The sequence below is a fragment of the Delftia sp. HK171 genome, assembly GCF_001886655.1.
GTDB lineage: Bacteria > Pseudomonadota > Gammaproteobacteria > Burkholderiales > Burkholderiaceae_C > Comamonas > Comamonas acidovorans.
Genome location: NZ_CP018101.1, coordinates 4,298,456 through 4,322,821 on the forward strand (window position 1 = coordinate 4,298,456; position 24,366 = coordinate 4,322,821).

The window sequence follows — 24,366 nt, forward strand, 5'->3', positions numbered from 1 at the left end:
ATGACTGCAGCGCTTGGCCGCACCTACATGCAGGCCCGTAAGATGGCGCCCAGCGCCAGTCCCTTTGTTGCCGATGTCCCTGCCACACGCCCTTCTCACCGCCTTGGTCGAGCACCCCTGCTCGGGCTCGGAACTTGCCGAGCGCTTCGACCGCTCCATCGGCTACTTCTGGAATGCCACGCACCAGCAGATCTACCGTGAACTCGCCCGGCTGGAAGAGGCGCAATGGATCGAGGCCCTGCCCGCCGAATCCGGCCGGGGCCGCAAGCGCCAGTACCGCATCCTGCCCACGGGCCGCAAGGAGCTCAAGCGCTGGGTGGCCGAGCAGGAAGACCCCAAGCCGCTGCGCGAGGAATGGATGGTCCGCCTGCGTGCCGAGGCGGTGGTGGGCCCCTGCGGACTGCAGGACGAAGTGCAGCGGCTGCTGGCACTGCACCAGGCGCAGCTGGACGTCTACCAGCGCCTGGAGCAGCGCGATTTCCTGGACAAGCCGCCCACGCGCGAGCGGCGGCTGCAGCACCTGGTGCTCAAGGCCGGCATACAGCAGGAGCAGCTGTGGATAGGCCTGCTGCAGGAAGCCCGGGAGATCCTGGACATGCCGGCCAGGCCCTGAGGAACGGTTGCGACGACTGAGACGACTGAGACGGCTGAGAAGCTCGCGACGGCCGCCTCAGCCCTTGTTCAAGCCGTGCAGCACCAGCCCCGGCGCCTCCAGCCGGGCACGCAGAATGCGCCCGTGCGTGGAGTCCGTCACATACAGCGTGCGGCGGTCCGCGCCGCCAAAGGCCAGGTTGGTGAGCGAGCTTCCCGGCACGCCACGCAGCACCTGCACGGGCTCGGCGCGGTGGTTGAGCACCCACACCAGGCCCAGGCCCGGGTTGGCCACCAGCAGCCGGCCCTGGTCATCCACGGCCAAGCCGTCGGGGCCGCTGGGGCCGTAGGAGGTGAAGAACTGCCCCACCTTGGCCACGCTGCCATCGGGCAGCAGGGGCACGCGCCAGACGCAGTTGCCGCGCGTCACGGCCAGGTAGAGAGCGCGGCCGTCGGGCGACAGCGCCACGCCGTTGGGGCTGGGCACGTTGGCCAGCAGCAGGTCCAGCCGGCCGTCTGGCCGCAGGCGGTACAGGCGGCCGCTGGGATCGTGCAGGCCGCTCTGGCCCTGGTCGGTGAAGTAGAGGTTGCCCTCGGCATCGAAGACCAGGTCGTTCACGCCCTTGAAGCGCTCGCTGTTGCGCCGCTGCAGATAGGGGCTGATGCGCCCCGTGGCCACCTCCAGGCGCATCAGGCCGTTCTTGTAGTCGGTGATCAGCAGCGTGCGCTCGTCAAGGAACTTCATGCCGTTGGGCTCGCCGTCGTACTCGGCCACCAGGGTCCAGGCGCCTTGGGGATCGATGCGGAAGACGCGGCCCCAGGGAATGTCGGCCACGTACAGATGGCCGGCCGCGTCGAACACTGGCCCTTCGAGGAAGGAGTCGGTCACGGCGCCGCTGCGGTTGGCATCGGCCCAGTCGCTGCGCTCGGGGCGGCGCAGCGCGTCGGGCATGGTGGTGAACGATTCGAGGTCGCAGACCTGGGGGGCTTGCAGCAGGAACATGGTGTCTGTCTTTCTTGGAGTGTCAGGCCGCGCCGTCGAAGCCATACAGCCTTGCGGAGTTGTCCACCAGGATGCGGTCCATGGCCTCGTCCGTGCCCGCCCAGGCCTGCAGCAGATCGACAAGGTCGGCATCGTTGACGGAGCCCGGCGCCTCGGTGGTGTGCGGCCAGTCGCTGCCCCACACCAAGCGCTCGGGTGCGGCGCGCACCAAGTCGCGGCCCAGCGGCAGCGTGTCGGCATAGGAGGGGCCGCCCACCGATGAACGCATATAGGCGCCGGAGAGCTTGACCCAGGTGTTGCCGCCATCGAGCAGCCGGCGCAGCGCGGCATGGGCCGCGCCCTCCATGCCTTCAGCCGGGTCGATGCGGCCCAGGTGGTCCACGACCAGGGGCACGGGCAGCGCGCCCAGCACGGGCTCCAGCGCCACCAGCTGTTCGGGCTGCACAAAGACCTGCACATGCCAGCCCAGCCGTGCAACCCGGTGCGCCAGCGTGACCAGCATGTGGGCCGTGGTCTCGCCCCAGGACTGCGGCGAGACAAAGTTCACGCGCACCCCGCAGACACGGTGCGCGGCCAGCCGGTCCAGCTCGGCATCGGCCACGTCGTGGGCGACCACGGCCACGCCGCGCGCCACATCGCCCAGGCGCTCCAGCGCATCGAGCGTGCAGGCATTGTCCGTGCCATAGGTCGAGGGCGTGACCACCACGGCGCGCGAAGTGCCCAGGCGCCGCTGCAGTTGACGGTACATGGCCACGTCGGCATGCGGCGGCGTGCGCGGCCAGTGCGGCGACGGTGCAAAGCGCGCATCGAAGATGTGCATGTGGCTGTCGCAAGCCAGGGGCGGCAGCGTGCGCGCAGGCCGGTTCGTGCCGGCCGAATGCGCAACGGCGATGGTCGATGCGTTCATGGCCATGCGCTCAGTCCAGCACGATGGCGCCCTTGCGCACCACCTCGCCCCACTTGGCGTCTTCCTTCTGGAGGAAGGCCGCGAACTCGGCCGGCGTCGTTCCCATGGGCTGGGCGCCCAGGTCGCTCAGTCGCTGGCGCACCTCGGGCCCGTGGCGGCCAGCAGGCCGCCGCGCAAGGCCAGGCGGCGGACCTCTTGGAAATTCCTCGACATCACTTGTCTCCTCAAATCACATGCATGCACATGCGTGGGCCAAGGGCGCGCACGGCGCCCCTGCCCTGGCTCAGGCGCCGGCCGCCGCAGGCACGCGGGCAAGCACCTCCAGCACATTGCGGGCCGCGCCCACGCCCATGTTCACGTAGGCATCGCCGGTCACGCCGCCGATATGGGGGCTGAGCACGAAGTTCCTTTCGCCCTGAAACGGGTGGCCGGCCACCATGGGCTCCACCGCAAAGCTGTCCAGCCCTGCGGCCGCCACCTGGCCCGAGCGCACGGCGGCCAGCAGCGCGGCCTCGTCGATCAGGCCGCCGCGTGCGGTGTTGACCACGATCACGCCGCGCCTGCAGGCCGCCAGCGTGGCGGCGCCGAGCATGCCCCGGTTTTCCTCGGTCAGCGGGCAGTGCAGCGAAATCGCGTCGGACTCGCGCCAGATGGTTTCCAGGTCCACGGGCTGCACGTAGGCGGGCAGGTTCTTTGCGAAGGGATCGAAGCCGATCACGCGCATGCCCAGCGCATCGGCCATGCGCGCAAAGCGCAGCCCGATGGCGCCCAGCCCCACCAGGCCCACAGTGCGCCCGCCCAGCTCCAGGCTCTTGTGCGTGGCCTTGTCCCAGTGGCCTGCGTGCATGCGTGCATCCAGCGCCACCACCGACTTGGCGCAGGCCAGCAGCAGGGCCAGTGCCTGCTCGGCCACGGCCGCCGCATTGGCGCCAGCGGCGGCCACCACGGCAATGCCGCGTTCGGCGGCGGCCGCCTTGTCGATGGTGTCCGTGCCGCTGCCGTGCTTGGAGATCACGCGCAGCGAGGGCGCCGCGTCCATCACGGCCGCGCCCACCTTGCCGTAGCGCACGATGATGGCCACGGGATCATGGGCGCGGCACAGCGCGACCAGGTCCTCTTCGGTGGGCGTCTTGCCCGCATAGACGATGTCGTGCTGCGCCAGCAGGTCCAGCGCCTGTTGCGCCAGATCGGCGCCGGTGACGATGATGGTGCTCACAGCGATTCCCCTTCCTTGAGCACGCCGGCCGCGCGCAAGGCCGCGGGCAGCCACTTCGATGCCGTGTCGCCGCGCGCAATGGCCTCGATGCGGGCGGCCTCGTCCGCCACCTTCTTCACGGCCAGCTCCAGCATGGCGGGGGCCTTGCCGCGCTCGATGACGACCACGCCATCGGCATCGCCCACCACCAGGTCGCCCGGGTGAACCGTCGTGCCACCAGCGGAGATGGCGTGGTTGATGCGGCCCGGCACGAACTTGGTCGGGCCTGCGGGGTTGAAGCCTGCGCTGAACACCGGGAAGTCCAGCTCCAGCAGCTCCAGCCGGTCGCGGATGGCGCCGTCCACGATGACGCCGGCCAGGCCCAGCTTCTTGCAGGCGCTGAGCATCAGCGTGCCCATGAGCGCGGCCGTCTGGTCGCCCTTGCCGTCGATGACCAGCACATCGCCGGGCCGGGCCAGCGCAATGGCGGCGTGGATCATGAGGTTGTCGCCGGGACGCACCTCGACGGTGAAGGCCGGGCCAGCCACCTTCATGCCCTGGTGCACGGGCGCCACGCGCGCATGCATGGTGCCGCGGCGGCCCGCCACGTCGGCCAGGATGGCGGCCTGAAAGCCTGCTGCGCGTTGCACGACCTGGGCGTCCACGCGCTCTATGTCACGGATGATTTCTGGGAGTTGGCTCATGATGGTTCGGTGAGATGGGGGGAAGAAAAACAGGAAGATCAGGAAGATGTGCGCGCGTCAGTCGGCCTTGATGCCGGCCTCGCGGATGAGTTGGGCCCACTTGGCGGAGTCGGATTTCTGCAGCTCGCCCAATTGCCGGGGGCGTGCCGCCGACCATGCCGGCCTCGGCCATGGTGGGCACGTCAGGCAGGGCCTTCAGACGCGCCGCCGAGGTCACGGCCAGCGCGGGCGTGTCGCCCTTGTAGGGCACGTGGATGAAGCGCACGCCGCCCTGCCTTTGCAGCAGTTCGCCCTGCATCTGCAAGACGGTTCCGCTGCCGCCCGAGGCAGGGGCCAAACGGACGGGCACGGCAAGGCTGTCGCAGTCCATGGCGAGATCTCGATGGAGGAAGGAAAAGGAAGGGAGGAGGAAGCGCGGAGGAAGCGAAAGGGCTGGCGCCCCTGCCCCCCGGTCTCAGTCCAGGCTGGCGCCCGAGTCCTTGACGATGCGTGCCCAGCGCGGCACCTCGGCGCGCAGCAGCGCGGCGAACTTCTCGGACGAGCCGCCCAGCACCTCGCCGCCTTCGGAGCGCAGCTTCTCGGCCACCTCGGGCACCAGCAGCGCGTCGTTGATGGCCTTGTTCAGCTGCTGCACGATGGCCTGGGGCGTCCCGGCCGGGGCCAGCACGCCGAACCAGGTGACGGCCTCGAAGTCCTTGTAGCCCGACTCGGCCAGCGTGGGCGTCTGCGGCAGCTGGTCGGAGCGCTTGAGCGAGGTGACCATCACCGCGCGCAGCTTGCCGTTGCGCACCTGACCCAGCAGCGTGGGCACGGCGGACATGTAGAAATCGATCTGCCCGCCCACCAGGTCGGTCATGGCCTGGGCCGCGCCCTTGTAGGGCACATGGCGCAGCTTGATGCCGGCCGCATTCTCGGCCAGTTCGCCGGCCAGGTGCGCCACCGTGCCGTTGCCCGAGTAGCCCAGCGTGAGGCCGTCGGGCTTGGCCTTGGCGGCCTTGACCAGGTCGTCAAAGGTCTTGTAGGGCGAGTTGGCCGGCGCGGCCATCACGATGGGCGCCGAGGACACCAGCGCCACGGGCACCAGGTCCTTCAGCGGGTCATAGGGCAGCCTGGCGTACAGCGAGGGGTTGATGGCCAGGTTGCTGGTCTGGCCCATGACCAGGGTATGGCCGTCCGGCGCGGCCTTGGCCACGGCATCCACGCCCAGGTTGCCGCCGGCGCCGGGCCGGTTGTCCACCACCACGGTCCACTTGTTGTGGTCCGCCAGCCGCTGGGCCACGGTGCGCGCAATCATGTCCGTGCCGCCACCGGGCGGGAACGGCACCACCAGGCGGATGGGCTTGCGGGGATAGGTGTCCTGGGCCTGTGCAGCACCCATGGGCACGATGGCGGCAACGCCGACCAGGGCGGCAAGAAGGCGTGCATTGAGGCAACGCGAAAGCGAGGGAATCGGCATGGCGGTTTGTCTCCGTTTGTTGTGTCCAACGCCCGCATGGCTGCGGTGCGTGGGACGAACTTTATGAAAACGTTTCAACCCATACAATGCCGTTTCATACAGCGCAACCAATTGCACCATGAGCAACGCCCACCGAACGCCTTCCCTCTCTCCATCCCAGGACGCTCCTGCCAAGGACGGCGGTGTGATCGCCGTCACCCGCGCGCTGCTGTTGCTGGAGGCCTTTGCGCTGGGCGAATCCCATCTTTCCCTGGCGGAACTGAGCCGGCGCTGCGCGCTGCACAAGACCACGGTGCTGCGGCTGGCGCGCACGCTGGCGCAGTCGGGCTTCATGGTGCAAAGAGACGATGGGGACTGGCGCCTGGGCCCGGCGGCAGGCTGGCTGGGTGCGCGCTACCAGGCGGGCTTCGATGTGCAGAACGTGCTGGAGCCCGCGCTGCGCGCGCTCACGCAGGCCAGCGGCGAGAGCGCGGCCTTCTATGTGCGCGAAGGCAATGTGCGCACCTGCCTCGTGCGCGTGGAAGGGCCGCAGGCCCTGCGCCACCATGCGCGCATGGGCGAGGGGCTGCCGCTGGACCAGGGCTCGCCGGGGCGCGTGATCCTGGCGTTTTCAGGCGAGCCGGGGCCGGTGTACGAGCAGATCCGCCAGCGCGGCTACCACTGGTCCATCGGCGAGCGCGAACAGGGCGTGGCCACGGTGTCGGCGCCGGTGTTCGGCATGCACTGGCGGCTGATGGGATCGGTGTGCATCTCGGGGCCGGCATCGCGCCTGCCCGAGTCCCGGCTGGAAGCCATGGCGCAGACCGTGGTGGCGGCGGCCAACCAGCTGTCCTATGCGCTGGCGGGCAGCGCCAGCACACAGGCCCCTGTGGTGCGCGCCAGCCAGTGGCACCCCTGAGAACCCCTTCCGGGGCGACGCCCGGAAGGTGGATGGCCGCTTACTGCAGCGCGCCCATGGGCAGGGCGATGGGCTTGCCGTTGAGCGTGACTTGGCCGGCCTGCATCTTGAGCGCGCTGACCAGCTTGTCGCCTTCCAGGCGGGCATAGCCCGTGGCCTGGGCCATGCCCAGCATGCCCTCCACGTCGTCTGCCGAGACATCGGGCTTGCCCGATGCCTTGAGCAGCGGCTCCAGCCAGGCCTTGGGCAGGCTGGCATTGGCCTGCAGTGCCGAGGTTTTGAGCAGCGCCGGCATCCAGCCGGCCTGGGCGACCTGCTCCTGCGTAGGCGCGCTTTGCACTTCGGCGCCGTACTCCAGGTGGCCGGTCTGGCCCTGGTAGGTGGCCTGCAGCTTCATGGAGTAGGCCGGCAGGGCCGCCACCAGGCGCGGGGCGTTCTGCATCAGCACGCCCATGCCCTGTTCTTCCAGCGATTCCAGCGCCTTGGCCAGGCCCTCCTTGCGGTAGCCCTCGACCATGACGCGCTGGAAGCCGCGCAGCGCCTCGATGTCCAGGCGCTGGATCTTTTCCTCGTAGCCCACGGACTCGAAATCGATGGGGCCGATGCGGCCCGTGCCCTTGACCTGGGTGGTCATGCCCAGCGTGGTCTTGTCGGACTCGATGACCGAGCTGCCGTCCACGTTCTTGAGGTCCAGCAGCGTCTTGGCCTCGCCGCCTTCGGCGGGCGTGCTGCTCATGCCGAAGCGGGCGATGCGCACGCTGGCCTTGCCGGGGCCCAGGCCCCACAGGCCGTCGATGACCTTGTTCTCGAAGCTGCTCTCCAGGCCCGTGAGCATGATGCTGGTGCGCTCCACGGGCACTGCGGCCGGCGGGGTGGGGAGGGCCTCGTCGTTGTCGGATTCCTCCTCCTCGCCCTCTTCCTCTTCCACGCCCATGGACTTGTCGCGGCTGGGCAGGCCCAGCAGGGCCACCTCGGGCCAGCGCCAGGTGCCCTTGACGCTGCCACCGCCAAGGGCCGTGTCCAGCACCATTTCCTGCCAGCGCATGGTGACTTCCTGGTCGCCCAGCTCGCCGGCGGGCAGCAGCAGGCGCACATCCTGGCCGCCCGTGAAGTGGTGCACGCTGGTCAGCGTGGGGGCTGCGGCCTTGGCCAGCATCTGCGTGCTCTTTTCGTCCAGGCCGTCGAGCGCAAAGCGCGTCTCGGAAACCGCTGCCGCCAGTCGGCCACCGGCCAGCGGGCCGTGGCGCACCGTGGTGTCCACCACCAGGCGCACGGGCTTGGACGCAGCGACCGGTTCTGCGGCGGCGGGCGCTTCAGCTGTGTCGGCTGCTTTTGCCGCGTCAGCCGCGTCAGCCGCATCGGCTGCCTGAGCTTGCGCCGCAGGCCACTGCAGCACCAGCTTGGCCTGGGAGGAGAGGAATCCCTTGTGGTACTCGTCGGTCACGACGACTTTCTCGCCCAGCACCTTGCGCAATTCGGCCACGGCCTCCTTGTAGCCAGCCTCGGCCCTCTGGCCGGTATACCAGGTGGTTCCTCCATAGCCCACGACGGCCAATGCCACGGCAGCGGCCACTACGGTTTTCTTGTTGCTCATTGTGAATATCCCGTGATGAATAAGACCCTCCCCCTCGGGCGGGCCGCGCGACTGTATCAGTTCGGCGTTTCACCACAGATCGGCAATGGGCTGCGCATTGACGCAGCCATGCCTCCTGTCGCAGGCACGCATGGACGCAGGCCCTTGCCCAGGGCTTGCCAGGCCTTGCCTGCAGCGGTTTTCAAGATCTGCGCCCCCGGCATTGCCCGCGCAAGACAGGCACCCGGATTTTTCAATTGCTTACCATTGCCGCACATGATTGGCATGCCAATTGAATTCGGAGGAAAACGCTATGGCGTCATGCATATGGCGTCACGGATATGGCGTGAATGCACCTTTCCCCTCTTTGCCGGCTTGCCCGAATGCCGTACCGAGTGCCTCCAATGACGGCACTCACCCGGCCTGCAGCAGAAATGGCAGGGCCGCGTCCAGCAGCGCATCGGGCGCCTCTTCGGCGATGTAGTGCCCGCAGGCCAGCGGCCGGCCGCGCACATCGTCGGCCACGAGCTGCCACTCGCGCAGCGGATCGAAGCAGCGGTGCACCACGCCCTCCTCGCCCCAGAGCACCAGCAGCGGCATGGACAACCTGCGCCCGAGTTGGCGGTCTTCGCGGTCATGGTCGAGGTCGATGCCGGCCGAGGCGCGGTAGTCCTCGCACATGCCGTGCGCGCTGCCCGGCAGCGCCAGGCAACGCTGGTACTCGGCCAGCGCCCGGGGATCGAAGGGCGCCAGGCCGGCGCTGCGCCGGCCCATGATCTCGCGCACATAGGCGGCGGGATCGGCCTCGATCAGGCGCTCGGGCAGCGGCGCGGGCTGGATGAGGAAGAACCAGTGCCAGTAGGCGCGCGCAAAGGCCTCGCCGGTCTGCTCGTACATGGCCAGCGTGGGCGCAATGTCCAGCAGCACCAGACGCTGCACGCTGGCGGGATAGTCCATGGCCAGCCGGTGCGCCACGCGCGCGCCCCGGTCATGCGCCAGCACGCTGAAATGCTCATGGCCCAGCCGGGCCATCAGCCGCAGCAGGTCGCGGGCCATGGTGCGCTTGCTGTAGTTGACATGCTCGGGGTCGCCGGCCGGGCGCGAGGAGTCGCCATAGCCGCGCAGGTCGGCCAGCACCACGGTGAACTGCTGCGCCAGCCGGGGCGCGACGCGGTGCCAGATGGCGCTGGTCTGCGGGTGGCCGTGCACCAGCAGCAGGGCCGGCCCCTGGCCGCCCACCCAGGCGTTGATCTCCACCCCGTCATCGACCGTGATGCGCTGCTGGCGCAGGCCCGGCATCCATGGATCTGTGTGCATCCCGGAGATTCCTTCTACGTTGTTCATGACTGTCAGCCTGCCATGCTAATCAGTAAACCAGGCTGCATAAATAGCAAAATACTGCATTGATCCATCAGTTCAATTTACGAATCAACCATCCACCATGGACGGCTTTTCCGACCTGCGTTTCTTCTCGCTGCTGATCCGCGAAGGCAGCCTGGCCGCTGCGGCCCAGCAGATGGGCGTGACGCCGCCCGCCGTCAGCCGCCGCCTGTCCCTGCTGGAGCGGCGCCTGGGCGTGCGCCTGCTGCAGCGCACGACACGGCGCATCCACCTGACGCCCGAGGGCGAAGCCTACCTGCTGGACGGCGCGCGCATCCTGGCCGACCTGGAGACGCTGGAGCGCAGCATCTCGGGCACGCGCGCCACGGCGCGCGGCCCGCTGTCCATTGCCTGCACGCTGGGCTTTGGCCGCCAGCGGCTGGCGCCCGCGCTGTCGGCCTTTGCGCGCGCCTATCCCGAGGTGCAGGTGCAACTGCAGCTGACGGACAGGCCCGTCAACCTGGTCGAGCAGGGCTTTGACGCCGTGGTGCGCTTTGGCGCCCTGCCCGACTCCGCCCTCACCGCCCGCCTGCTGCTGCCCAACCGCCGCGTGCTGTGCGCCGCACCCTCCTACCTGGATGCCCACGGCGAGCCGCGCCAGCCCGCCGACCTGCAGGCCCACCGCTGCATCGTGATCCGCGAGAGCGACGAAACCTATGGCAGCTGGCGCCTGAGCCGGCGCACGCGCCAGGGCCTGAGCGAGCACAACATCAAGGTCAACGGCGTGATGAGCACCAACGACGGCGCAGCAGCCCTGGCCTGGGCGCTGGACGGCCACGGCATCCTGCAGCGCTCGCTGTGGGACGTGGCCGCGCCGCTGGCCGCAGGCGCGCTGCGCGAGGTCCTGCCCCAATGGCAGCTGCCTGCGGCCGACATCTACCTCGTGCACGCCACGCGCAGCGAGATGTCGGCCAGAATCCGCGCGCTCACCGGCTTTCTGGGCGACTGGTTTGCACAACGGCCTGAGCCGGACATGGCGCCCGCCTGAGCCCGGGCGCAATCTGCAACCTCGGCGGCAGGCAGGCTGTCATGCGCGTTCACCCCGCGCAGCGCAGGCCATGCGAACATGGCCCGCAACGACAACCACCACACCCAGGAGACAAGACACATGGCCACCGCCCGCTACCCCCAGCCCGAACTGTCCAGCCTGCCCGAGGACATCCGCACCCGCATCCTTGAAGTGCAGGAAAAGGCAGGCTTCATCCCCAACGTCTTCCTGGCCTTTGCGCGCCGCCCTGCCGAGTGGCGCGCCTTCTTCGCCTACCACGATGCCCTCATGCTCAAGGAAGAAGGCAGCCTGACCAAGGGCGAGCGCGAGATGATCGTCACCACCACCAGCGCGGCCAACCAGTGCCTGTACTGCGTGGTGGCCCACGGCGCCATCCTGCGCATCTACGAAAAGCAGCCCTACGTGGCCGACCAGGTGGCCGTCAACTACCGCAAGGCCGACATCAGCGCCCGCCAGCGCGCCATGCTGGACTTCGCCATGAAGGTCTGCGAACGCAGCCATGAAATCTGCGAGGCCGACTTCGAGGCGCTGTACCCGCATGGCTTCGACGACGAGGACATCTGGGACATCGCCGCCATCACCGCCTTCTTCGGCCTGTCCAACCGCATGGCCAGCTTTGCCGGCATGCAGCCCAATCCCGAGTTCTTCCTCATGGGGCGCGTGCCGCGCGAGAAGAAGTAGGCTGGCCGACCTGCGCCCCCTGGCGCGCCGCAGCACCCTCGGCCAAACCCCGGCATATCTCCCCCACCTGCCCCACGGCCCCCAGCAGGCGCGGCGTGGGCTCGTTGGCGCAGTTCAGGCGCAGGTGGTTGGGCAGGTCCGAGCGCGATGAGAACAGCGGGCCGGGGCTGACGCCAATGCCCAACTCCAGCGCGCGGCGGTGCACCTCCAGTGCATTCACCTGGCGCGGCAATTCCACCCACAGCAGAAAGCCCGCGCGCGGGGCCGAGACACGGGTGCCGGGCGGAAAGCTGGCCTCGACCCTGGCCGTGACGGCCTGCACCCCGGCCTGCACGCGGGACTTGAGGCGGCGCAGGTGCCGGTCGTAGTCGCCGCTGGCCAGCACCTCGCTCACGGCGGCTTCCAGCAGCGGCGCACCGGCCCAGTCGCCCGCCAGGCGCACCTGCAGCACCTGGGCATGGAAGCGGCCCGCCGCAATCCAGCCCACGCGCCAGCCCGGCGCCAGGGTCTTGGACACGGAGCCGCAATACAGCACGTTGCCGCTGCTGTCGAAGGCCTTGCAGGCCGGCGGGCGCTGGCCGTCGCCGGCAAGGTCGCCATAGACATCGTCTTCGATCAAGGGAATGCCCGCCCGCTCCAGCAGCGCCACCAGGGCCTGCTTGCGCTCCACCGGCATGCTGGCGCCCAGCGGGTTCTGCACGGTGGGCGATGCCAGCACGGCAGCCGGCCGGTGGCGGGCAATGGCCTCGGCCAACGGCTCCAGCAGCAGGCCTTCGCGGGGATCGGTGGCAATCTCCAGCGCCTTCAGGCCCAGGTCCTCCAGCAGCAGCAGGCTGCCGAAATAGGCGGGCCGCTCTACGGCCACGACATCGCCGGGCTTGCACACGGCGCGCAGCGCCAGCCGCACGGCCTGGGTGGCGCCTGCGGTCAGGACCAGGTCGTCGGGGCCGAAGCGCGCACCCCATTGCGCGGCCCGGGCTGCTATCTGGCCGCGCAGGTCGGCGCGGCCCGGCGGCATGCTGTAGGTCTGCCCGTGCGCGTCCAGGCGGCGCCCGGCGGTCTGCAGCGCACGCTGCAGCCGGGCCGTGGGCAGCCAGGCCGGATCGGGCAATGCGGCACCCAGCGGGATCAGGCGCGTGTCGGGACTGCTGAACAGCGAGCGCGCCAGGGCCGACAGGGTCACGGGCACGGGGCGCGACGACGGGCGGGACGCCTGCAGCGCCGCGCCGCCGGTTGCCTGGCGCACAAAGTAGCCCGAGCGCGGGCGCGCGACGATCAGGCCCTCCGCCTCCAGGCAGCGCAGCGCCTCCAGTGCGGTGGGCAGGCTGACCTGTTCGCGCTCGGCCAGGGTGCGGGCGGAGATCAGCCTGTCGCCGGGGCGCAGTGCGCCGCAGGCCAGCGTCTGGCGCAGGGCCTGGGCAATGCGGCGGTACTGGGGCAAGGGTTCGTTGGTGGTGGGCATGCCAATCTGTACAGGTCGGTTTTCTTGGATTCTGCTTATACAGGCATTGGCTGCCCGGATTTATCGTTGCAGCCATCAAGCAACCCGAGGAAACCCATGCAAGCCAGCAATTTCGATCTCCAGGCCTACTTCCGCCGCATCGGCTTCAGTACCGGGGATTCCGCCCAGGCGAATGCCGCCACCCTGCATGCGCTGATGCGCCAGCAGCTGTTTTCCGTGCCTTTCGAGAACCTCGACGTGCAGGCCGGCAAGATCGTCTCTCTGGTGCCCGAAGACATTGCGGGCAAGATCCTCGGCGGCGCCCGGGGCGGCTACTGCTACGAGGTGAACGGCCTGTTCGCCATGGCACTGCAGGCCCTGGGCATTGCCTACCGCTTTGTGGCGGCGCGGCCCATGTTCTATCCGGCCCGCCGCCCCCGCACCCACATGGCCCTGGTGGCCGAGGTCGAGGGACGGCGCTGGCTGTGCGACCTGGGCTTTGGCAGCTACGGCATACGCGCCCCCATGGCCCTGGACGTGCTGGATACCGAGGTCCGCCAGGACGGAGACACCTTCCGCCTGAGCCTGGACGACCAGGGCGAATACCTGCTGCAGGCCCGCGTGGACGGTGTATGGGCCAACCAGTACGCCTTCAACCTGTCGCCCCAGGAATGGGTGGATTTCGCCCCTGCCAACTACCTGAACTCCACGCACCCGGACGCCATCTTCGTGCAAAAGCGGGTGGTGGTGCTGCACCAGCCGGCCGGCCGCATGATCCTGGTGGGCGACGCGCTCAAGACCATCACGGCCAGCGGCACCGAGACCAGGCAGCTGGCCCCTGATGAGATCCAGCACGCGCTGGGCAGCCTGTTCGGGCTGGCGACCGAGCGCCAGGCGGCTGCCGTGTGCTGACTCTCTAAGCTCGGCGGGTCGAATCCCGCTCGATCAGCTCGAACCCCAGGTCGAACGCCGAACGCCCGGCACTGTGGCCCTTGCAGCGTGCCAGCACGAGTTCGGCGGCCAGGCGGCCTATGCCCGGCCCGTCCACATGCACGGTGGTCAGCGACGGCAGAAGGTGGGCCGCGAAATCGGCATTGCCGAAGCCCGAGACGGCCAGGTCCACGGGCACGCGCAGGCCGCGCGCCTGGGCTTCCACCAAAATGCCGTGGGCCAGCATGTCCGAGCTGCAGACCACGGCCTGCAGATCGGGCTGCTGCGCCAGCAACTGGCCCAGCGCCTGCCGGCCCAGCTCCAGGCTGCCGGGCGCGGACACGGTGACCGTGGGCACCTCGCGGCCCCAGGCTGCAAGAAAGCCCTCGCGCCGCTGCTGGGCCCGGTGGTCGCTGCCCGTGGCCATGCCCACGCGCTGCAGGCCGCGCGAGAGGAAATAGCCGGCCAGCGCGCTGCCCACCTTGAGGTGGGAAAAGCCCACCACCATGTCCAGCGGCCGGTCGCTGAAGTCCCAGGTTTCCACCACGGGAATGCCGGTCCTGCGCAGCCGCTCGCGCGCCTTGTCGGACTGCACCAGGCCCATCATCACAATGCCGTCGGGCTGGCGCCCGATCATGGCGTTGAGCACCTCTTCCTCGCGCTGCTCGTCGTAGAAGGTCTGGCCCAGCAGCAGCTGATAGCCCTCCTGCGCCAGCGTGGCCGTCAATGACTGCACCGTGGGCAGGAATTGCGACACCGACAGCGCAGGCACCACGCCGGCCACCATGCGGCTGCGGCGGGACTTGAGCCCCCCGCCAGCAGGTTGGGGATATAGCCCGTGGCCTCCACGGCCTGGCGCACGCGCTCGCGCGTCTTCTCCGAAACGATGGAAGGATTGCCCAGGGCGCGCGAGGCCGTGATCAGCGAGACGCCGGCCGCCTCGGCCACGTCGTGCAGCGTGGCGGGCCTGGGTGGTGTGGGTGTGTTCATGGGCAAGCGCGATCGCGGGCTGGTATCGGGGACGGGCCTGAAGATAGCAGACCGCCCTCCACGCACGGGCGCCAAGCCTGCCCTGCATCGCAGAAATCGTGATTGACAGCCAAAATGACAACGATATCATTTTGCTGAGAGCGCAAATCCTTGAATCTAAAAAATGGCATCGGCGCTTTTTCATTTCCCCGGAAATGACAACGATGTCATTCATAAACCAGGAGACAAGATGAATCACATTCTTCGTGCCATGGCGCTGGCCCTGGCCGCGCTCGCTGCCTTTTCTGCATCGGCCCAGGCCTGGCCCGACAGGCCCGTCACCCTGGTCGTGCCCTTCCCTGCCGGCGGCTCCACCGACCAGGTCGCGCGCGCCGTGGCGCCCAGGCTGGGCGAAAAGCTCAGGCAGTCCTTCGTGGTGGAGAACAAGGCCGGCGCCACGGGCACCATCGGCGCGGCCTTCGTGCAGCGCGCGGCGGCGGACGGGCAGACCTTTCTCGTCACCTCGCTGGGCCCGCTGGTCATCGTGCCCCACCTGATCAAGAACCTGCCCTACGACGCGCTCAAGGACTTCGACCTGATCACCGTGGCCGTGCAGTCGCCCAACGTACTGGTCGTGCCTGCCGCCTCGCCGCACAAAAGCGTGGCCGACGTGGTCGCCCACCTCAAGGCCCATCCGGGCAAGATGAGCTTTGCCTCGGCCGGTCACGGCTCCAGCGACCACCTGACGGCCGAACTGTTCTGGCAGCAGACGGGCACCCAGGGCGTGCACATCCCCTACAAGGGCGGCGCGCCCGCCCATGCCGACCTGATCGGCGGCCAGGTCGATGCCTCGTTCCAGAACATCAATGCCGTGATACAGCACATCCGGGCCGGCAAGATGCGCGCCCTGGCCGTGACCAGCCCGCGCCGCTCGCCCGTGCTGCCGGACCTGCCCACGCTGGCCGAGGCCGGCGTGAAGAACGTGGAGGTCGCCTCCTGGCAGGCCATCGTCGCGCCCAAGGGCCTGCCGCCTGCGCTGCGCGACAAGGCGCATGCGGCCTTTGTCGAGGCGCTCAACGATCCCCGGGTGCGCGAGCAGTTCGTCTCCATCGGCTACGAGATGGTGGCCGGCACGCCCCAGCAGTTCGCCGAATTCCAGCGCCAGGAATACGCGCGCTGGAAGACGGTCATCGAGGCCGGAAAGATCAGCATCGACTGATGCCTGCCCCTGTCCTTTTCCCAACCACCGCACTCCCGCAGCCATGACTTCTTCCGCGCTCTCCGAAACCACCAGCCAGGACCGCATCCAGTGGATACGCCTGTCGTCCTGCTACCTCCCCCTGGCCCGGCCCATCAGCGATGCCAAGGTGCTCACGGGCCGCCAAAAGCCCATGACCGAGGTCGCCATGCTGTTCGCCGAGATCCAGACCCGCGACGGCCACCGGGGCCTGGGCCTGAGCTACGCCAAGCGCGCAGGCGGCCCCGGCCAGTTCGCCCATGCCAGCGAGATCGCACCCCAACTGCTGGGCGAAGACCCCAGCGACATCGCACGGCTGTGGACGCGCATGTGCTGGGCCGGCGCCTCCGTGGGCCGCAGCGGGCTGGCCGTGCAGGCCATCGCGGCCTTCGACGTGGCGCTGTACGACATCAAGGCGCGCCGCGCAGGCCTGTCGCTGTCCAAGCTCCTGGGCTCGCAGCGCGAATCCGTGCGCTGCTACAACACCTCGGGCGGCTTTCTGCACACGCCGCTCGATGAGCTCAAGCGCAACGCCAGCGCCTCGCTGGAGCGCGGCATAGGCGGCATCAAGCTCAAGGTGGGCCAGCCCGACTGCGCGCTGGACATACGGCGTGTGGAGGCCATGCGCGCCCACCTGGGCGATGCCGCGCCCATCATGGTCGACGCCAACCAGCAATGGGACCGCCCCACGGCCCAGCGCATGTGCCGTGTCTTCGAGGAGTTCAACCTGGTCTGGATCGAGGAGCCGCTGGACGCCTACGACCACGAAGGCCATGCCGCGCTGGCCGCGCGCTTCGACACGCCGATCGCCACCGGCGAGATGCTGACCAGCGCCGCCGAGCATGGCGATCTCATACGCCACCGCAGCGCCGACTTCCTCATGCCCGACGCGCCGCGCGTGGGCGGCATCACGCCCTTCCTGCAGATCGCGGCCCAGGCCGAACTGGCCCACCTGAGCCTGGCGCCCCACTTCGCCATGGAGCTGCACGTGCACCTGGCCGCCACCTGCGCCAACGAGCCCTGGGTGGAACACTTCGACTGGCTGGAGCCGCTGTTCAACGAACGCCTGGACATCGCCGATGGCCGCATGCTCGTGCCCACGCGCCCCGGCCTGGGACTGAGCCTGAGCGAGCAGGCGCGGCGCTGGACGCGCGAAAGCGTGGAGTTCGGGAAGAGGGGCTGAGGGTGCCTACCCATCCAGCCCGTACTTGCGGATCTTGTCGTGCAGCGTGGTCTTGGGCATGGACAGGGCTTCGGCCGTGCGCGCCAGGCTGCCGGCGTGGCGGCGCAGGGCGTCGGCGATGAGGGCGCGCTCGAAGGCCTCGACAGCAGCGGACAGCGGCCGGGGCGCGGCGTCCTGCGCCGTGGTGCCGGCCGGCTGGCCGAAGGGGGGCGAGCCGGTCTCGATGCCCAGCACCGTGCGCTCGGCCACGTTGCGCAGCTCGCGCACGTTGCCGGGCCAGTCATAGCCCAGCAACTGCTGCACGCGCGCGGTGGTCAGCTCGGGCACGGGCCGCTGGTGGCGCGCGGCGCCCTGCAGCGCGAAGTGCTCGAACAGCAGCGGCACGTCCTCGCGCCGCTCGCGCAGCGGCGGCAGCGAGACGGTGGCCACGTTCAGGCGGTAGTAGAGGTCGGCGCGGAACAGGCCTTGCCGGCTCAACTCCAGCAGATCGACCTTGGTGGCCGCGATCACGCGGCAGTCGATGGGGATCAGGGTGTTGGAGCCCAGGCGCTCCAGAACGCGCTCCTGCAGCACGCGCAGCAGCTTGATCTGCATGGGCAGGGGCATGCTCTCGATCTCGTCGAGGAACAGCGTGCCGCCGCTGGCGTGCTCCAGCTTGCCGATGCGCTTCTTGCCCGCGCCGGTATAGGCGCCGGCCTCGCTGCCGAACATTTCGCTGTCGAACAGCGTGTCGGGCAGGCCGCCGCAGTTGACGGCCACGAAGTTGCCCTCGCGCCGCGCGCTGGCTTCGTGCAGACAGCGCGCCACCAGTTCCTTGCCCGTGCCGGTCTCGCCCTGGATCAGCACATCGGCCGCGCTCTGCGCCAGCCCCGTGAGCATCTGGCGCAGCTGGCGCATGTTGGGCGCGCGGCCTATCAGCCGGTGCTCCAGGCTGTCGCGCTGGTCCAGCTGCTGACGCAGCGCACGCACTTCCAGCACCAGGCGGCGGCGCTCCAGGGCGCGGCGCACGGCGCCGACCAGGGTTTCGGGGGCGAAGGGTTTCTGGATGAAGTCCTGGGCGCCGTCCTTCATGGCCTGTACGGCCATGGATATGTCGCCGTGGCCGGTGATCAGCACCACGGGCAGCTCGGCATCCATGGCCACCAGCTCGCGCAGGAAGGCCATGCCGTCCATGCGCGGCAGGCGGATGTCGCTGACCACGATGCCCGCGAAGTCGCGCGACAGGCGCCGGCGCGCCTGCTCGGCGCTGCCCACGCTTTCGCAGGCGATGCCTTCGAGCTGCAGCGCCTGCTCGCAGCCGAGCACGATGTCGGGGTCATCCTCGATGATCAGGACTTTGAGGGCGTCGGTCATGGTGTGTCGGCAGAGGGTGTGGAGGGTGCCAGGGCCAGGCTCAGCGTGAAGACGGCGCCGCCGCCCGGATGGTTGCTGCCCGTCAGCGTGCCGCCGCATTCACGCACGATGCCGGCCGACAGCGCCAGCCCCAGGCCCAGGCCCACGCCCTCTTCCTTGGTGGTGAAAAACGGCTGGAACAGATGGGCCTGCGCCGCTTCGCTCAGGCCCGGGCCGTGGTCGCGCACGGTGACCTGGGCGCGGCCATCGGCCACGGCGCAGGCCAGCTCCAGGCAGGGCGCGGGCTGGCCGCGCATGGCGTCCAGGGAGTTGTTGATCAGGTTGATCAGCACCTGCTCGATGCGGTTGCGGTCGCACCAGGCCACGGCCTCGGGCACGCCGTCATCGCGCAGGATGCGGGCGCCGGTCTCGGCCACGCGCGACTCCAGCACGGCCAGCGCATTGTCCAGCGCATGCGCCAGCGGCACGGCCTGGCTGGCGCCGCTGGACTTGCGCGCGAAGTTGCGCAGCTGGCCGGTGATGCGGCCCATGCGGTCGGCCAGCTGCGCCATGCGCTCCAGGTTCACGCGCGTGGTTTCGGTATCGCCGCGCTCCAGAAAGCGCTGGCTGTTGCCGGCCAGGGTGCGCAGCGCCGTCAGCGGCTGATTGAGTTCATGGGCGACGCCCGTGGACAGCTGGCCTATCACGGCCAGCTTGCCGGCCTGCACCAGTTCGTCCTGGGCGGCGCGCAGCGTGGCCTCGGCGTGGGTGCGCTCGGCCACCTCGGCCTGCAGCGCCTCGTTGGCGGCCGACAGGTCGGCCGTGCGCTGCTCCACCTTGCGCTCGAGCTCGTCGTGCGCGGCCTGCAGCGCCTCGCGCGCGGCCAGCCGGTCGCGCAGGTGGCGGCGGCGCTCGTTGACCATCATGGCCAGCAGCAGCACAAAGGCCGCGCCCACGGCCGCGGCCAGCGCGCGGCTCTGGGCCAGCTGGTCGACCTGCTCCAGGTGCGAGAGCACGGTGATCGTCCAGGGCGTGCCAGGCAGCTGGCGCGACTGGGCCAGGAAGCGGCCGCTGACCGGGTAGACCGAGCCTGGCGATTCCTCGCCATGGCGGGCAATGCGCACCAGGCGCGCGCCCTGGCCCAGGTCGCGCAGCACCTGCAGGCCCAGGGGCTCCAGCGCGCGACGGTTGTACTGGCGCGTGTGGTCGAAGGCGGCGCGCGTGCCCTCGTCCAGCGTGCGCAGGGTGGTGAACTTCCAGTCGGAGACCGTGCCCAGGATGACGACGCCGTTCTCGTCGCCCACCAGCACAGGCGCCTCCACCGTGGACCACGACTGCTCCAGTTGGTCCAGGCTGACCTTGACCACGGCCACGCCCAGCGTGTGGGTGTCGTCGCCCAGGGTGGAGGCCAGGTAGTAGCCGGGCTCGCCGCGCGTGGTGCCTATGCCGAAGAAGCGCGCGCTGCCCGTGGCCATGGCGGTGCGGTAGTAGGGGCGAAAGCTCAGGTCCTCGCCCATGTAGCTGTCGGTGCGCCGCCAGTTGCTGGAGGCCACGACATGGCCGCGCGCATCGACCAGGTAGGCGGTCAGCGTGCCCGCGCGGTCGTTGAGTTGCTCCAGGTAGGCGTTGACGCGGTTGGTGAGCTGCTCGTCGCCGGGCTCGGCCAGCAGCCTTTGCACATTGCCTTCCAGTGCCAGCACGTCGGGCAGGAAGGCGTATTTGCCGATCTCGCGCTGCAGGCTGGCGCCGTACAGCTCCAGCCGGTGCATGCCCGTGGCACGCAGATCGGCGATGCCCAGCCGCTGCGCCAGCAGGTACGCACCCCAGCCGCTCAGCCCGCTCAGGGCAAGCCACAGCAAAAGCAGGATGAGCTGGCGCAGGGGGCGGCGGGCGGGCATGGTGAAGGCACCGATGTTATCAGTGCCCTCCAGCGCCGCCTGGGCCTCAGGCCGAGACAGCGGGCCGCCCTTGCTCGGAATGGTCCGTGGGCAGCAGGGACTCGTCGTCATCCGTGGCCGCGGTCGGATCGACGGCGCCTTCCCACTTGGCCACCACGGCCGTGGCAATGGCATTGCCCAGCACATTGGTCAGGGTGCGGCCCATGTCCAGGAAGTGGTCGATGCCCAGGATCAGCAGGATGCCCGCCTCGGGCAGGCCGAACATGGGCAGCACGGCGGCCACCACCACCAGCGATGCGCGCGGCACGCCGGCAATGCCTTTGCTGGACACCATCAGCACCAGCAGCATGGTGATCTGGGCCGTCAGCGTCATGTCGATGCCGTAGGCCTGGGCGATGAAGATGGCCAGGAAGGTGGTGTAGACCATCGAGCCGTCCAGGTTGAACGAGTAGCCCAGCGGCAGCACGAAGCCGATGATGCGCGGCTTGATGCCGAACTTCTCCAGCTGCTCCATCAGCTTGGGATAGGTCGATTCGCTGCTGGCCGTGGAAAAGCCCACGAGCAGCGGGCCGCGGATCAGGTTCAGCAGGCGGAAGATGTCACGGCCCAGCACGCAGTAGCCGGCCACGATCAGCAGCACCCACAGCGTGGCCAGGGCCAGGTAGAAGCACAGCATGAACTTGCCGAACACCGACAGCATGCCCAGGCCATGGATGGTGATGGTGCCGGCCACGGCACCGAACACGCCCACGGGGGCGAAGCGCATCACGTAGTCGGTGACCTTGAGCATGATGTGGACCACTTCGTCCATCAGGCCCACCATGGAGCGCGCGGCCTGGTTGTGCAGGTTGCCCAGCGCAATGCCGAAGAACAGCGCGAACACCAGGATCTGCAGCACCTCGTTGGTGGCCATGGCCTCGAAGATGTTCTTGGGGAACACGTGGGCGATGAAGTCCTTGAGGTTCAGCGCCGAGGTCTTGAGGTTCAGGCCCTCGGCCGACGACGGCAGGGCCACGCTCAGGCCATGGCCGGGCTGCAGCACGTTCGCATAGATCAGGCCGATGGCCAGCGAGCAGAACGAGGCCACGATGAACCAGCCCAGCGCGCGGCCGCCGATGCGGCCCACGGCCTTGGCGTCGCCCATGTTGGCCAGGCCCGACACCAGGGTGGCGAACACCAGGGGCGCGATGATCATCTTGATCATGCGCAGGAAGACATCGGTGAGGATGCCGAAGTAGCTGGCGATTTCCTTGGCGGCCTCGGGCGTGGGTGCGTAGCTGTTGCAGGCATAGCCCACCAGCACGCCGAGGACCATGGCCACGAGCACCATGGTGGTCAAGCGGTTGAATTTCATGCGGATTTTTTCGTTGGACGTATTTCGGTCTTGCAAGCGAGCCCGGCCACCACGGCTGCCGGCCACGGGCCGGATGCCACAGCGAAGACGGGCTTGTCTCCCTGCATACACAACCACGATGCACGTGGCCTGCGCCTGACAGTGCACAGACCGTGCCAGCCGCATCCGGCACCTGCACCCCGCGCTAACTGCTTGATTCGCCTATATCGACCTTACTTTTATGCATAAGGTGGCACGGAAATCCGAACGATGAAACGCCTGCGTCGTTCGGAAAACCGGATGGCCGGGCCTGCCGCCTCCGGCCCTCCCGGCCGGCGCTATCATCCGCACCGGCCTCCTGTCACGGGGCCGGTGCTTCAAAACACCTCCATCACACAGCGGCACAACCTCTTCGAAAGCGAGGTCTGTCAATGCAATTCACGGATCAATGCAATCGCAAAGGCCAGTGAATTCGCTTTGCAATGGAGCATCAAGCATGAACGCCGTTTTCCTCGCACTCGCCTGCGCGCCCTCTGTTGGCGCCGCCCCTTCCACACGGAGGGCCAAGGCATGAACCCCACCACCCAGCCCACTCCCGCCACGGACAGCCACAGCACCCATCAACTGTCCAATGCCCTCACCCAGGTGGACCATCTCGTGCAGCAAGGCTGTGCAGAGATCTCCTCCATCGCCCAGCTCGCCCTGGCATGGCTGGAGACGCCCAAGGGCCATCGCCACATGGATGTGGTGGCCCGCGCCCTGCAAAGCATCCGCGACAGCGCCGAGACGCTGGCCGACTACGCCGGCACCGAGGCTCAGGCCATGGGCTGCGGGTTTGAAGACGCGGCCGAGATGCGCCGCGCCGAAGCGGCCGAGGCAGCCGCCAAAGCCATGGCACAACTGTTTGAACGCCGGCCGATGTCCGGGCAGGACGGCAGCAGCAGCTGATGCTCCGGCGTCTGTAGAGGGGCCCGCTCTCCCAGGGTCCCGCACCGTGTCTTCACCGGTGCGTCAACCCTGCGCCAACCCTGCCTCAACCCTGCGCCTGAGGCCCCAGGCGAAAAACGCTCACGGACTGCACAAGGTCATGCGCCTGCTGCCGCAGGCTCGTGGCTGCCGCCGCCATTTCCTCCACCAGGGCCGCGTTTTGCTGCGTCGCCTGGTCCATCTGCATGACCGCCTCGCCCACCTGCGCAACGCCGCTGCGTTGTTCGGCGGAAGCCGCGCTGATCTCGCCCATGAGGTCGGTGACGCTGCGTATGCTCGTCACCACTTCAGCCATGGTGCCCCCCGCACGGTCGGCCAGCACAGAGCCCTGTTCGACCCGCTCGACGCTGTCGGAGATCAGGGCCTTGATCTCCTTGGCCGCCGCTGCGCTGCGGCCGGCCAGGCTGCGGACCTCGGAGGCCACCACAGCGAAGCCGCGGCCCTGTTCACCGGCACGCGCCGCCTCCACCGCAGCGTTCAGCGCCAGGATGTTGGTCTGGAACGCGATGCCGTCGATGACGTTGATGATGTCGGCGATGCGGCGCGAACTTTCACTGATGCCCTTCATCGTGTCCACGACCTGGGTGACCACCTCGCCCGCCTGCCCGGCCACGCCGCTGGCCTGCTGCGCGAGCGCGTTGGCCTTGCCCGCGCCATCCGCGTTCTGGGTCACGGTGGCTCCGAGCTGCTCCATGGAGGCCGCCGTCTGTTCAAGCGCGCTGGCCTGGCTTTCGGTCCGCGAGGACAGGTCGGTGTTGCCCTGGGCAATCTGCGTGCTTGCACTTGCCACGGATTCGCTGCCGCTGCGCACGACGGCCACGACCTGCGATAGCGCATCACTCATCTCGCCGAGGCTGCGCAGCAGGGTCCCCACTTCATCGTGGGTGGTGGCCTCCACCCGCTGCGTCAGATCCCCGCATGCCACCGCGCGTGCCACCTCGATAGCCCGGCCGATGGGGCCCGTGATGGAGCGCGTGACCCAGGTCCCCAGCAAGGCGGCCAGCACGACGGCCACCAGCGCGCCCCCCAGCTCGAACGCCAGCGTCATTGCCGCCAGCGACTCGGTGCGCGTCAGGCGCTCGGCCATGAGCTGCTCCTCCTCTCGCACCAGATCCGCCTGCAGTGCGCGCAGCCCATCCATGGCCGCCTTCTCGCGCCCCAGGGAGAACTCGCGAACCAGATCCTCGACGGTCGCCGTGCCGTCCGGGACTTGCCGCCGCAGCGCCTGCAGCGGCTGCACCGCCTGCACGAATTCACGGTGGCGCAGCCGGATTCCGTCGAGCCGGCGCTGCTGGGCGGGGTTGTCCTCGGTCAGGCGTACGGCCTCCTGCCAGGAAGCCTCGAACTCCTTGAGTCCTTCATCCCACGGGGCAAGAAAACGGGAGTCACCCGACAGGAGATAGCCCCGCGAGGCCGTCTCCATGTTGACCATGCCCGTGAGCATGCGCTGTCCCTGGGACATCACCTTGAAGGTGTGCTCGTTCCATTGCTGGGCCTCCTTGAGCCGGGACTGGCTGCTCACGGCCAGCGCGATGACAAGAAGAAAAATGGCGATGACGCATGCGAAGGCAGCTGCGAGACGGCGGGCCAGTGGCCAGTTGGACAAATTCATGATGATCATCGGTACGAACTGCGTGGCCGGAAAGACTGCACAAGGGC

The 24,366-nt window shown here is 68.9% G+C and carries 22 protein-coding genes and 3 pseudogenes; 10 read left to right on the plus strand and 15 right to left on the minus strand.

The annotated features are described in order from the left end of the window. The first annotated feature begins 73 nt into the window (after window positions 1-73). Window positions 74-613, plus strand: coding sequence for a PadR family transcriptional regulator (locus BO996_RS19365; RefSeq protein WP_016446262.1), 540 nt, complete (start codon window positions 74-76; stop codon window positions 611-613). Window positions 614-670: 57 nt separating this feature from the next. Here the strand turns inward: BO996_RS19365 and BO996_RS19370 are convergent, their stop codons facing one another. The 7 genes and pseudogenes from BO996_RS19370 to BO996_RS19395 all read right to left on the minus strand — a co-directional run bounded on the left by BO996_RS19370 (window position 671) and on the right by BO996_RS19395 (window position 5,856). After that, a complete protein-coding gene (locus tag BO996_RS19370) occupies window positions 671-1,594 on the minus strand; it encodes an SMP-30/gluconolactonase/LRE family protein (protein ID WP_071956149.1) in 924 nt (307 codons plus the stop codon). A 22-nt stretch (window positions 1,595-1,616) separates the two neighbouring features. Continuing rightward, complete coding sequence (locus BO996_RS19375) at window positions 1,617-2,507, minus strand: amidohydrolase family protein (protein ID WP_071956150.1); 891 nt, start codon at window positions 2,505-2,507, stop codon at window positions 1,617-1,619. 4 nt (window positions 2,508-2,511) lie between these two features. Continuing rightward, a pseudogene (locus tag BO996_RS29955) lies at window positions 2,512-2,646 on the minus strand (tripartite tricarboxylate transporter substrate binding protein); the annotation flags it as partial. Window positions 2,647-2,784: 138 nt separating this feature from the next. Beyond that, complete coding sequence (locus BO996_RS19380) at window positions 2,785-3,717, minus strand: NAD(P)-dependent oxidoreductase (protein ID WP_071956151.1); 933 nt, start codon at window positions 3,715-3,717, stop codon at window positions 2,785-2,787. Beyond that, on the minus strand, window positions 3,714-4,400 hold the full coding sequence (locus BO996_RS19385; protein WP_071956152.1) for a methyltransferase: 687 nt from the start codon (window positions 4,398-4,400) through the stop codon (window positions 3,714-3,716). Before BO996_RS19385 ends, BO996_RS19380 begins: the two co-directional genes overlap by 4 nt. A gap of 57 nt (window positions 4,401-4,457) precedes the next feature. Continuing rightward, window positions 4,458-4,752, minus strand: a pseudogene (locus BO996_RS19390) (tripartite tricarboxylate transporter substrate-binding protein); the annotation flags it as partial. Between the two features lie 102 nt (window positions 4,753-4,854). Beyond that, a complete protein-coding gene (locus tag BO996_RS19395) occupies window positions 4,855-5,856 on the minus strand; it encodes a Bug family tripartite tricarboxylate transporter substrate binding protein (protein WP_047472366.1) in 1,002 nt (333 codons plus the stop codon). Between the two features lie 118 nt (window positions 5,857-5,974). On the opposite strand from BO996_RS19395, the gene BO996_RS19400 reads away from it, so the two are divergent. Continuing rightward, on the plus strand, window positions 5,975-6,754 hold the full coding sequence (locus BO996_RS19400) for an IclR family transcriptional regulator (RefSeq protein WP_071956154.1): 780 nt from the start codon (window positions 5,975-5,977) through the stop codon (window positions 6,752-6,754). Between the two features lie 40 nt (window positions 6,755-6,794). On the opposite strand, the gene BO996_RS19405 is transcribed toward BO996_RS19400, so the two are convergent. After that, entirely contained in the window at window positions 6,795-8,348 is a 1,554-nt protein-coding gene (locus tag BO996_RS19405; RefSeq protein ID WP_071956155.1) for a YdgA family protein, read from the minus strand. Window positions 8,349-8,363: 15 nt separating this feature from the next. On the opposite strand from BO996_RS19405, the gene BO996_RS29240 reads away from it, so the two are divergent. Beyond that, the gene (locus BO996_RS29240) at window positions 8,364-8,735 is read left to right on the plus strand and encodes a hypothetical protein (protein WP_156897988.1); all 372 of its coding nucleotides are present in this window, start codon (window positions 8,364-8,366) and stop codon (window positions 8,733-8,735) included. 6 nt (window positions 8,736-8,741) lie between these two features. Here BO996_RS29240 and BO996_RS19410 read toward each other — a convergent pair whose 3' ends face one another. Continuing rightward, window positions 8,742-9,644: an alpha/beta fold hydrolase gene (locus BO996_RS19410; RefSeq protein ID WP_012206086.1), complete on the minus strand. Its 903-nt coding sequence runs from the start codon at window positions 9,642-9,644 to the stop codon at window positions 8,742-8,744. Between the two features lie 124 nt (window positions 9,645-9,768). On the opposite strand from BO996_RS19410, the gene BO996_RS19415 reads away from it, so the two are divergent. Then, the gene (locus BO996_RS19415; protein ID WP_071956156.1) at window positions 9,769-10,695 is read left to right on the plus strand and encodes a LysR family transcriptional regulator; all 927 of its coding nucleotides are present in this window, start codon (window positions 9,769-9,771) and stop codon (window positions 10,693-10,695) included. A gap of 120 nt (window positions 10,696-10,815) precedes the next feature. After that, entirely contained in the window at window positions 10,816-11,397 is a 582-nt protein-coding gene (locus BO996_RS19420; protein ID WP_013801997.1) for a peroxidase-related enzyme, read from the plus strand. On the opposite strand, the gene BO996_RS19425 is transcribed toward BO996_RS19420, so the two are convergent. Next, window positions 11,366-12,859, minus strand: a complete 1,494-nt coding sequence (locus BO996_RS19425; protein WP_071956157.1) for an aminotransferase-like domain-containing protein — start codon at window positions 12,857-12,859, stop codon at window positions 11,366-11,368. The two genes, BO996_RS19420 and BO996_RS19425, sit on opposite strands and share 32 nt — an antisense overlap. 96 nt (window positions 12,860-12,955) lie before the next feature. Here BO996_RS19425 and BO996_RS19430 point away from each other — a divergent pair, with 96 nt between their 5' ends. Next, entirely contained in the window at window positions 12,956-13,750 is a 795-nt protein-coding gene (locus tag BO996_RS19430) for an arylamine N-acetyltransferase family protein (protein ID WP_071956158.1), read from the plus strand. A 4-nt stretch (window positions 13,751-13,754) separates the two neighbouring features. Here the strand turns inward: BO996_RS19430 and BO996_RS19435 are convergent. After that, window positions 13,755-14,716: pseudogene (locus tag BO996_RS19435) on the minus strand (LacI family DNA-binding transcriptional regulator). On the opposite strand from BO996_RS19435, the gene BO996_RS29825 reads away from it, so the two are divergent. From BO996_RS29825 to BO996_RS19445, 3 genes are all read left to right on the plus strand, one after another. Continuing rightward, the gene (locus tag BO996_RS29825) at window positions 14,607-14,864 is read left to right on the plus strand and encodes a hypothetical protein (RefSeq protein ID WP_232240561.1); all 258 of its coding nucleotides are present in this window, start codon (window positions 14,607-14,609) and stop codon (window positions 14,862-14,864) included. The pseudogene BO996_RS19435 and the gene BO996_RS29825 overlap by 110 nt on opposite strands. Window positions 14,865-14,987: 123 nt before the next feature. After that, window positions 14,988-15,956, plus strand: coding sequence for a Bug family tripartite tricarboxylate transporter substrate binding protein (locus BO996_RS19440; RefSeq protein WP_047216940.1), 969 nt, complete (start codon window positions 14,988-14,990; stop codon window positions 15,954-15,956). Between the two features lie 43 nt (window positions 15,957-15,999). After that, window positions 16,000-17,157, plus strand: coding sequence for an L-talarate/galactarate dehydratase (locus BO996_RS19445; protein ID WP_071956159.1), 1,158 nt, complete (start codon window positions 16,000-16,002; stop codon window positions 17,155-17,157). A 6-nt stretch (window positions 17,158-17,163) separates the two neighbouring features. Here the strand turns inward: BO996_RS19445 and BO996_RS19450 are convergent, their stop codons facing one another. Genes BO996_RS19450 through BO996_RS19460 form a run of 3 tightly spaced genes read right to left on the minus strand, consistent with a single transcriptional unit; the run spans window position 17,164 to window position 21,741 of the window. Beyond that, on the minus strand, window positions 17,164-18,510 hold the full coding sequence (locus tag BO996_RS19450) for a sigma-54-dependent transcriptional regulator (protein ID WP_013801992.1): 1,347 nt from the start codon (window positions 18,508-18,510) through the stop codon (window positions 17,164-17,166). Continuing rightward, window positions 18,507-20,387, minus strand: a complete 1,881-nt coding sequence (locus BO996_RS19455; protein WP_034394780.1) for a sensor histidine kinase — start codon at window positions 20,385-20,387, stop codon at window positions 18,507-18,509. Before BO996_RS19455 ends, BO996_RS19450 begins: the two co-directional genes overlap by 4 nt. Before the next feature lie 46 nt (window positions 20,388-20,433). Further along, on the minus strand, window positions 20,434-21,741 hold the full coding sequence (locus tag BO996_RS19460) for a dicarboxylate/amino acid:cation symporter (protein WP_043821572.1): 1,308 nt from the start codon (window positions 21,739-21,741) through the stop codon (window positions 20,434-20,436). A 549-nt stretch (window positions 21,742-22,290) separates the two neighbouring features. Here BO996_RS19460 and BO996_RS19465 point away from each other — a divergent pair. Beyond that, on the plus strand, window positions 22,291-22,668 hold the full coding sequence (locus BO996_RS19465; RefSeq protein WP_071957164.1) for a hypothetical protein: 378 nt from the start codon (window positions 22,291-22,293) through the stop codon (window positions 22,666-22,668). An 85-nt stretch (window positions 22,669-22,753) separates the two neighbouring features. Here BO996_RS19465 and BO996_RS19470 read toward each other — a convergent pair whose 3' ends face one another. After that, window positions 22,754-24,328 carry a methyl-accepting chemotaxis protein gene (locus tag BO996_RS19470; protein WP_071956160.1) on the minus strand — a complete coding sequence of 525 codons (1,575 nt, stop codon included), beginning with the start codon at window positions 24,326-24,328 and terminating at the stop codon, window positions 22,754-22,756. Window positions 24,329-24,366 lie beyond the last annotated feature (38 nt).

What these genes read in the sequence shown, in the direction of transcription:
- BO996_RS19450 (WP_013801992.1), bottom strand. Translation starts at nt 18,510, where the DNA reads ATGACCGACGCCCTCAAAGTCCTGATCATCGAGGATGACCCCGACATC.
- BO996_RS19420 (WP_013801997.1), top strand. Translation starts at nt 10,816, where the DNA reads ATGGCCACCGCCCGCTACCCCCAGCCCGAACTGTCCAGCCTGCCCGAG.
- BO996_RS19370 (WP_071956149.1), bottom strand. Translation starts at nt 1,594, where the DNA reads ATGTTCCTGCTGCAAGCCCCCCAGGTCTGCGACCTCGAATCGTTCACC.
- BO996_RS19385 (WP_071956152.1), bottom strand. Translation starts at nt 4,400, where the DNA reads ATGAGCCAACTCCCAGAAATCATCCGTGACATAGAGCGCGTGGACGCC.
- BO996_RS19375 (WP_071956150.1), bottom strand. Translation starts at nt 2,507, where the DNA reads ATGGCCATGAACGCATCGACCATCGCCGTTGCGCATTCGGCCGGCACG.
- BO996_RS19440 (WP_047216940.1), top strand. Translation starts at nt 14,988, where the DNA reads ATGAATCACATTCTTCGTGCCATGGCGCTGGCCCTGGCCGCGCTCGCT.
- BO996_RS19460 (WP_043821572.1), bottom strand. Translation starts at nt 21,741, where the DNA reads ATGAAATTCAACCGCTTGACCACCATGGTGCTCGTGGCCATGGTCCTC.
- BO996_RS19455 (WP_034394780.1), bottom strand. Translation starts at nt 20,387, where the DNA reads ATGCCCGCCCGCCGCCCCCTGCGCCAGCTCATCCTGCTTTTGCTGTGG.
- BO996_RS19465 (WP_071957164.1), top strand. Translation starts at nt 22,291, where the DNA reads ATGAACCCCACCACCCAGCCCACTCCCGCCACGGACAGCCACAGCACC.
- BO996_RS29240 (WP_156897988.1), top strand. Translation starts at nt 8,364, where the DNA reads ATGAATAAGACCCTCCCCCTCGGGCGGGCCGCGCGACTGTATCAGTTC.
- BO996_RS19365 (WP_016446262.1), top strand. Translation starts at nt 74, where the DNA reads ATGTCCCTGCCACACGCCCTTCTCACCGCCTTGGTCGAGCACCCCTGC.
- BO996_RS19415 (WP_071956156.1), top strand. Translation starts at nt 9,769, where the DNA reads ATGGACGGCTTTTCCGACCTGCGTTTCTTCTCGCTGCTGATCCGCGAA.
- BO996_RS19425 (WP_071956157.1), bottom strand. Translation starts at nt 12,859, where the DNA reads ATGCCCACCACCAACGAACCCTTGCCCCAGTACCGCCGCATTGCCCAG.
- BO996_RS19410 (WP_012206086.1), bottom strand. Translation starts at nt 9,644, where the DNA reads ATGCACACAGATCCATGGATGCCGGGCCTGCGCCAGCAGCGCATCACG.
- BO996_RS19405 (WP_071956155.1), bottom strand. Translation starts at nt 8,348, where the DNA reads ATGAGCAACAAGAAAACCGTAGTGGCCGCTGCCGTGGCATTGGCCGTC.
- BO996_RS19395 (WP_047472366.1), bottom strand. Translation starts at nt 5,856, where the DNA reads ATGCCGATTCCCTCGCTTTCGCGTTGCCTCAATGCACGCCTTCTTGCC.
- BO996_RS19470 (WP_071956160.1), bottom strand. Translation starts at nt 24,328, where the DNA reads ATGATCATCATGAATTTGTCCAACTGGCCACTGGCCCGCCGTCTCGCA.
- BO996_RS19430 (WP_071956158.1), top strand. Translation starts at nt 12,956, where the DNA reads ATGCAAGCCAGCAATTTCGATCTCCAGGCCTACTTCCGCCGCATCGGC.
- BO996_RS19400 (WP_071956154.1), top strand. Translation starts at nt 5,975, where the DNA reads ATGAGCAACGCCCACCGAACGCCTTCCCTCTCTCCATCCCAGGACGCT.
- BO996_RS19445 (WP_071956159.1), top strand. Translation starts at nt 16,000, where the DNA reads ATGACTTCTTCCGCGCTCTCCGAAACCACCAGCCAGGACCGCATCCAG.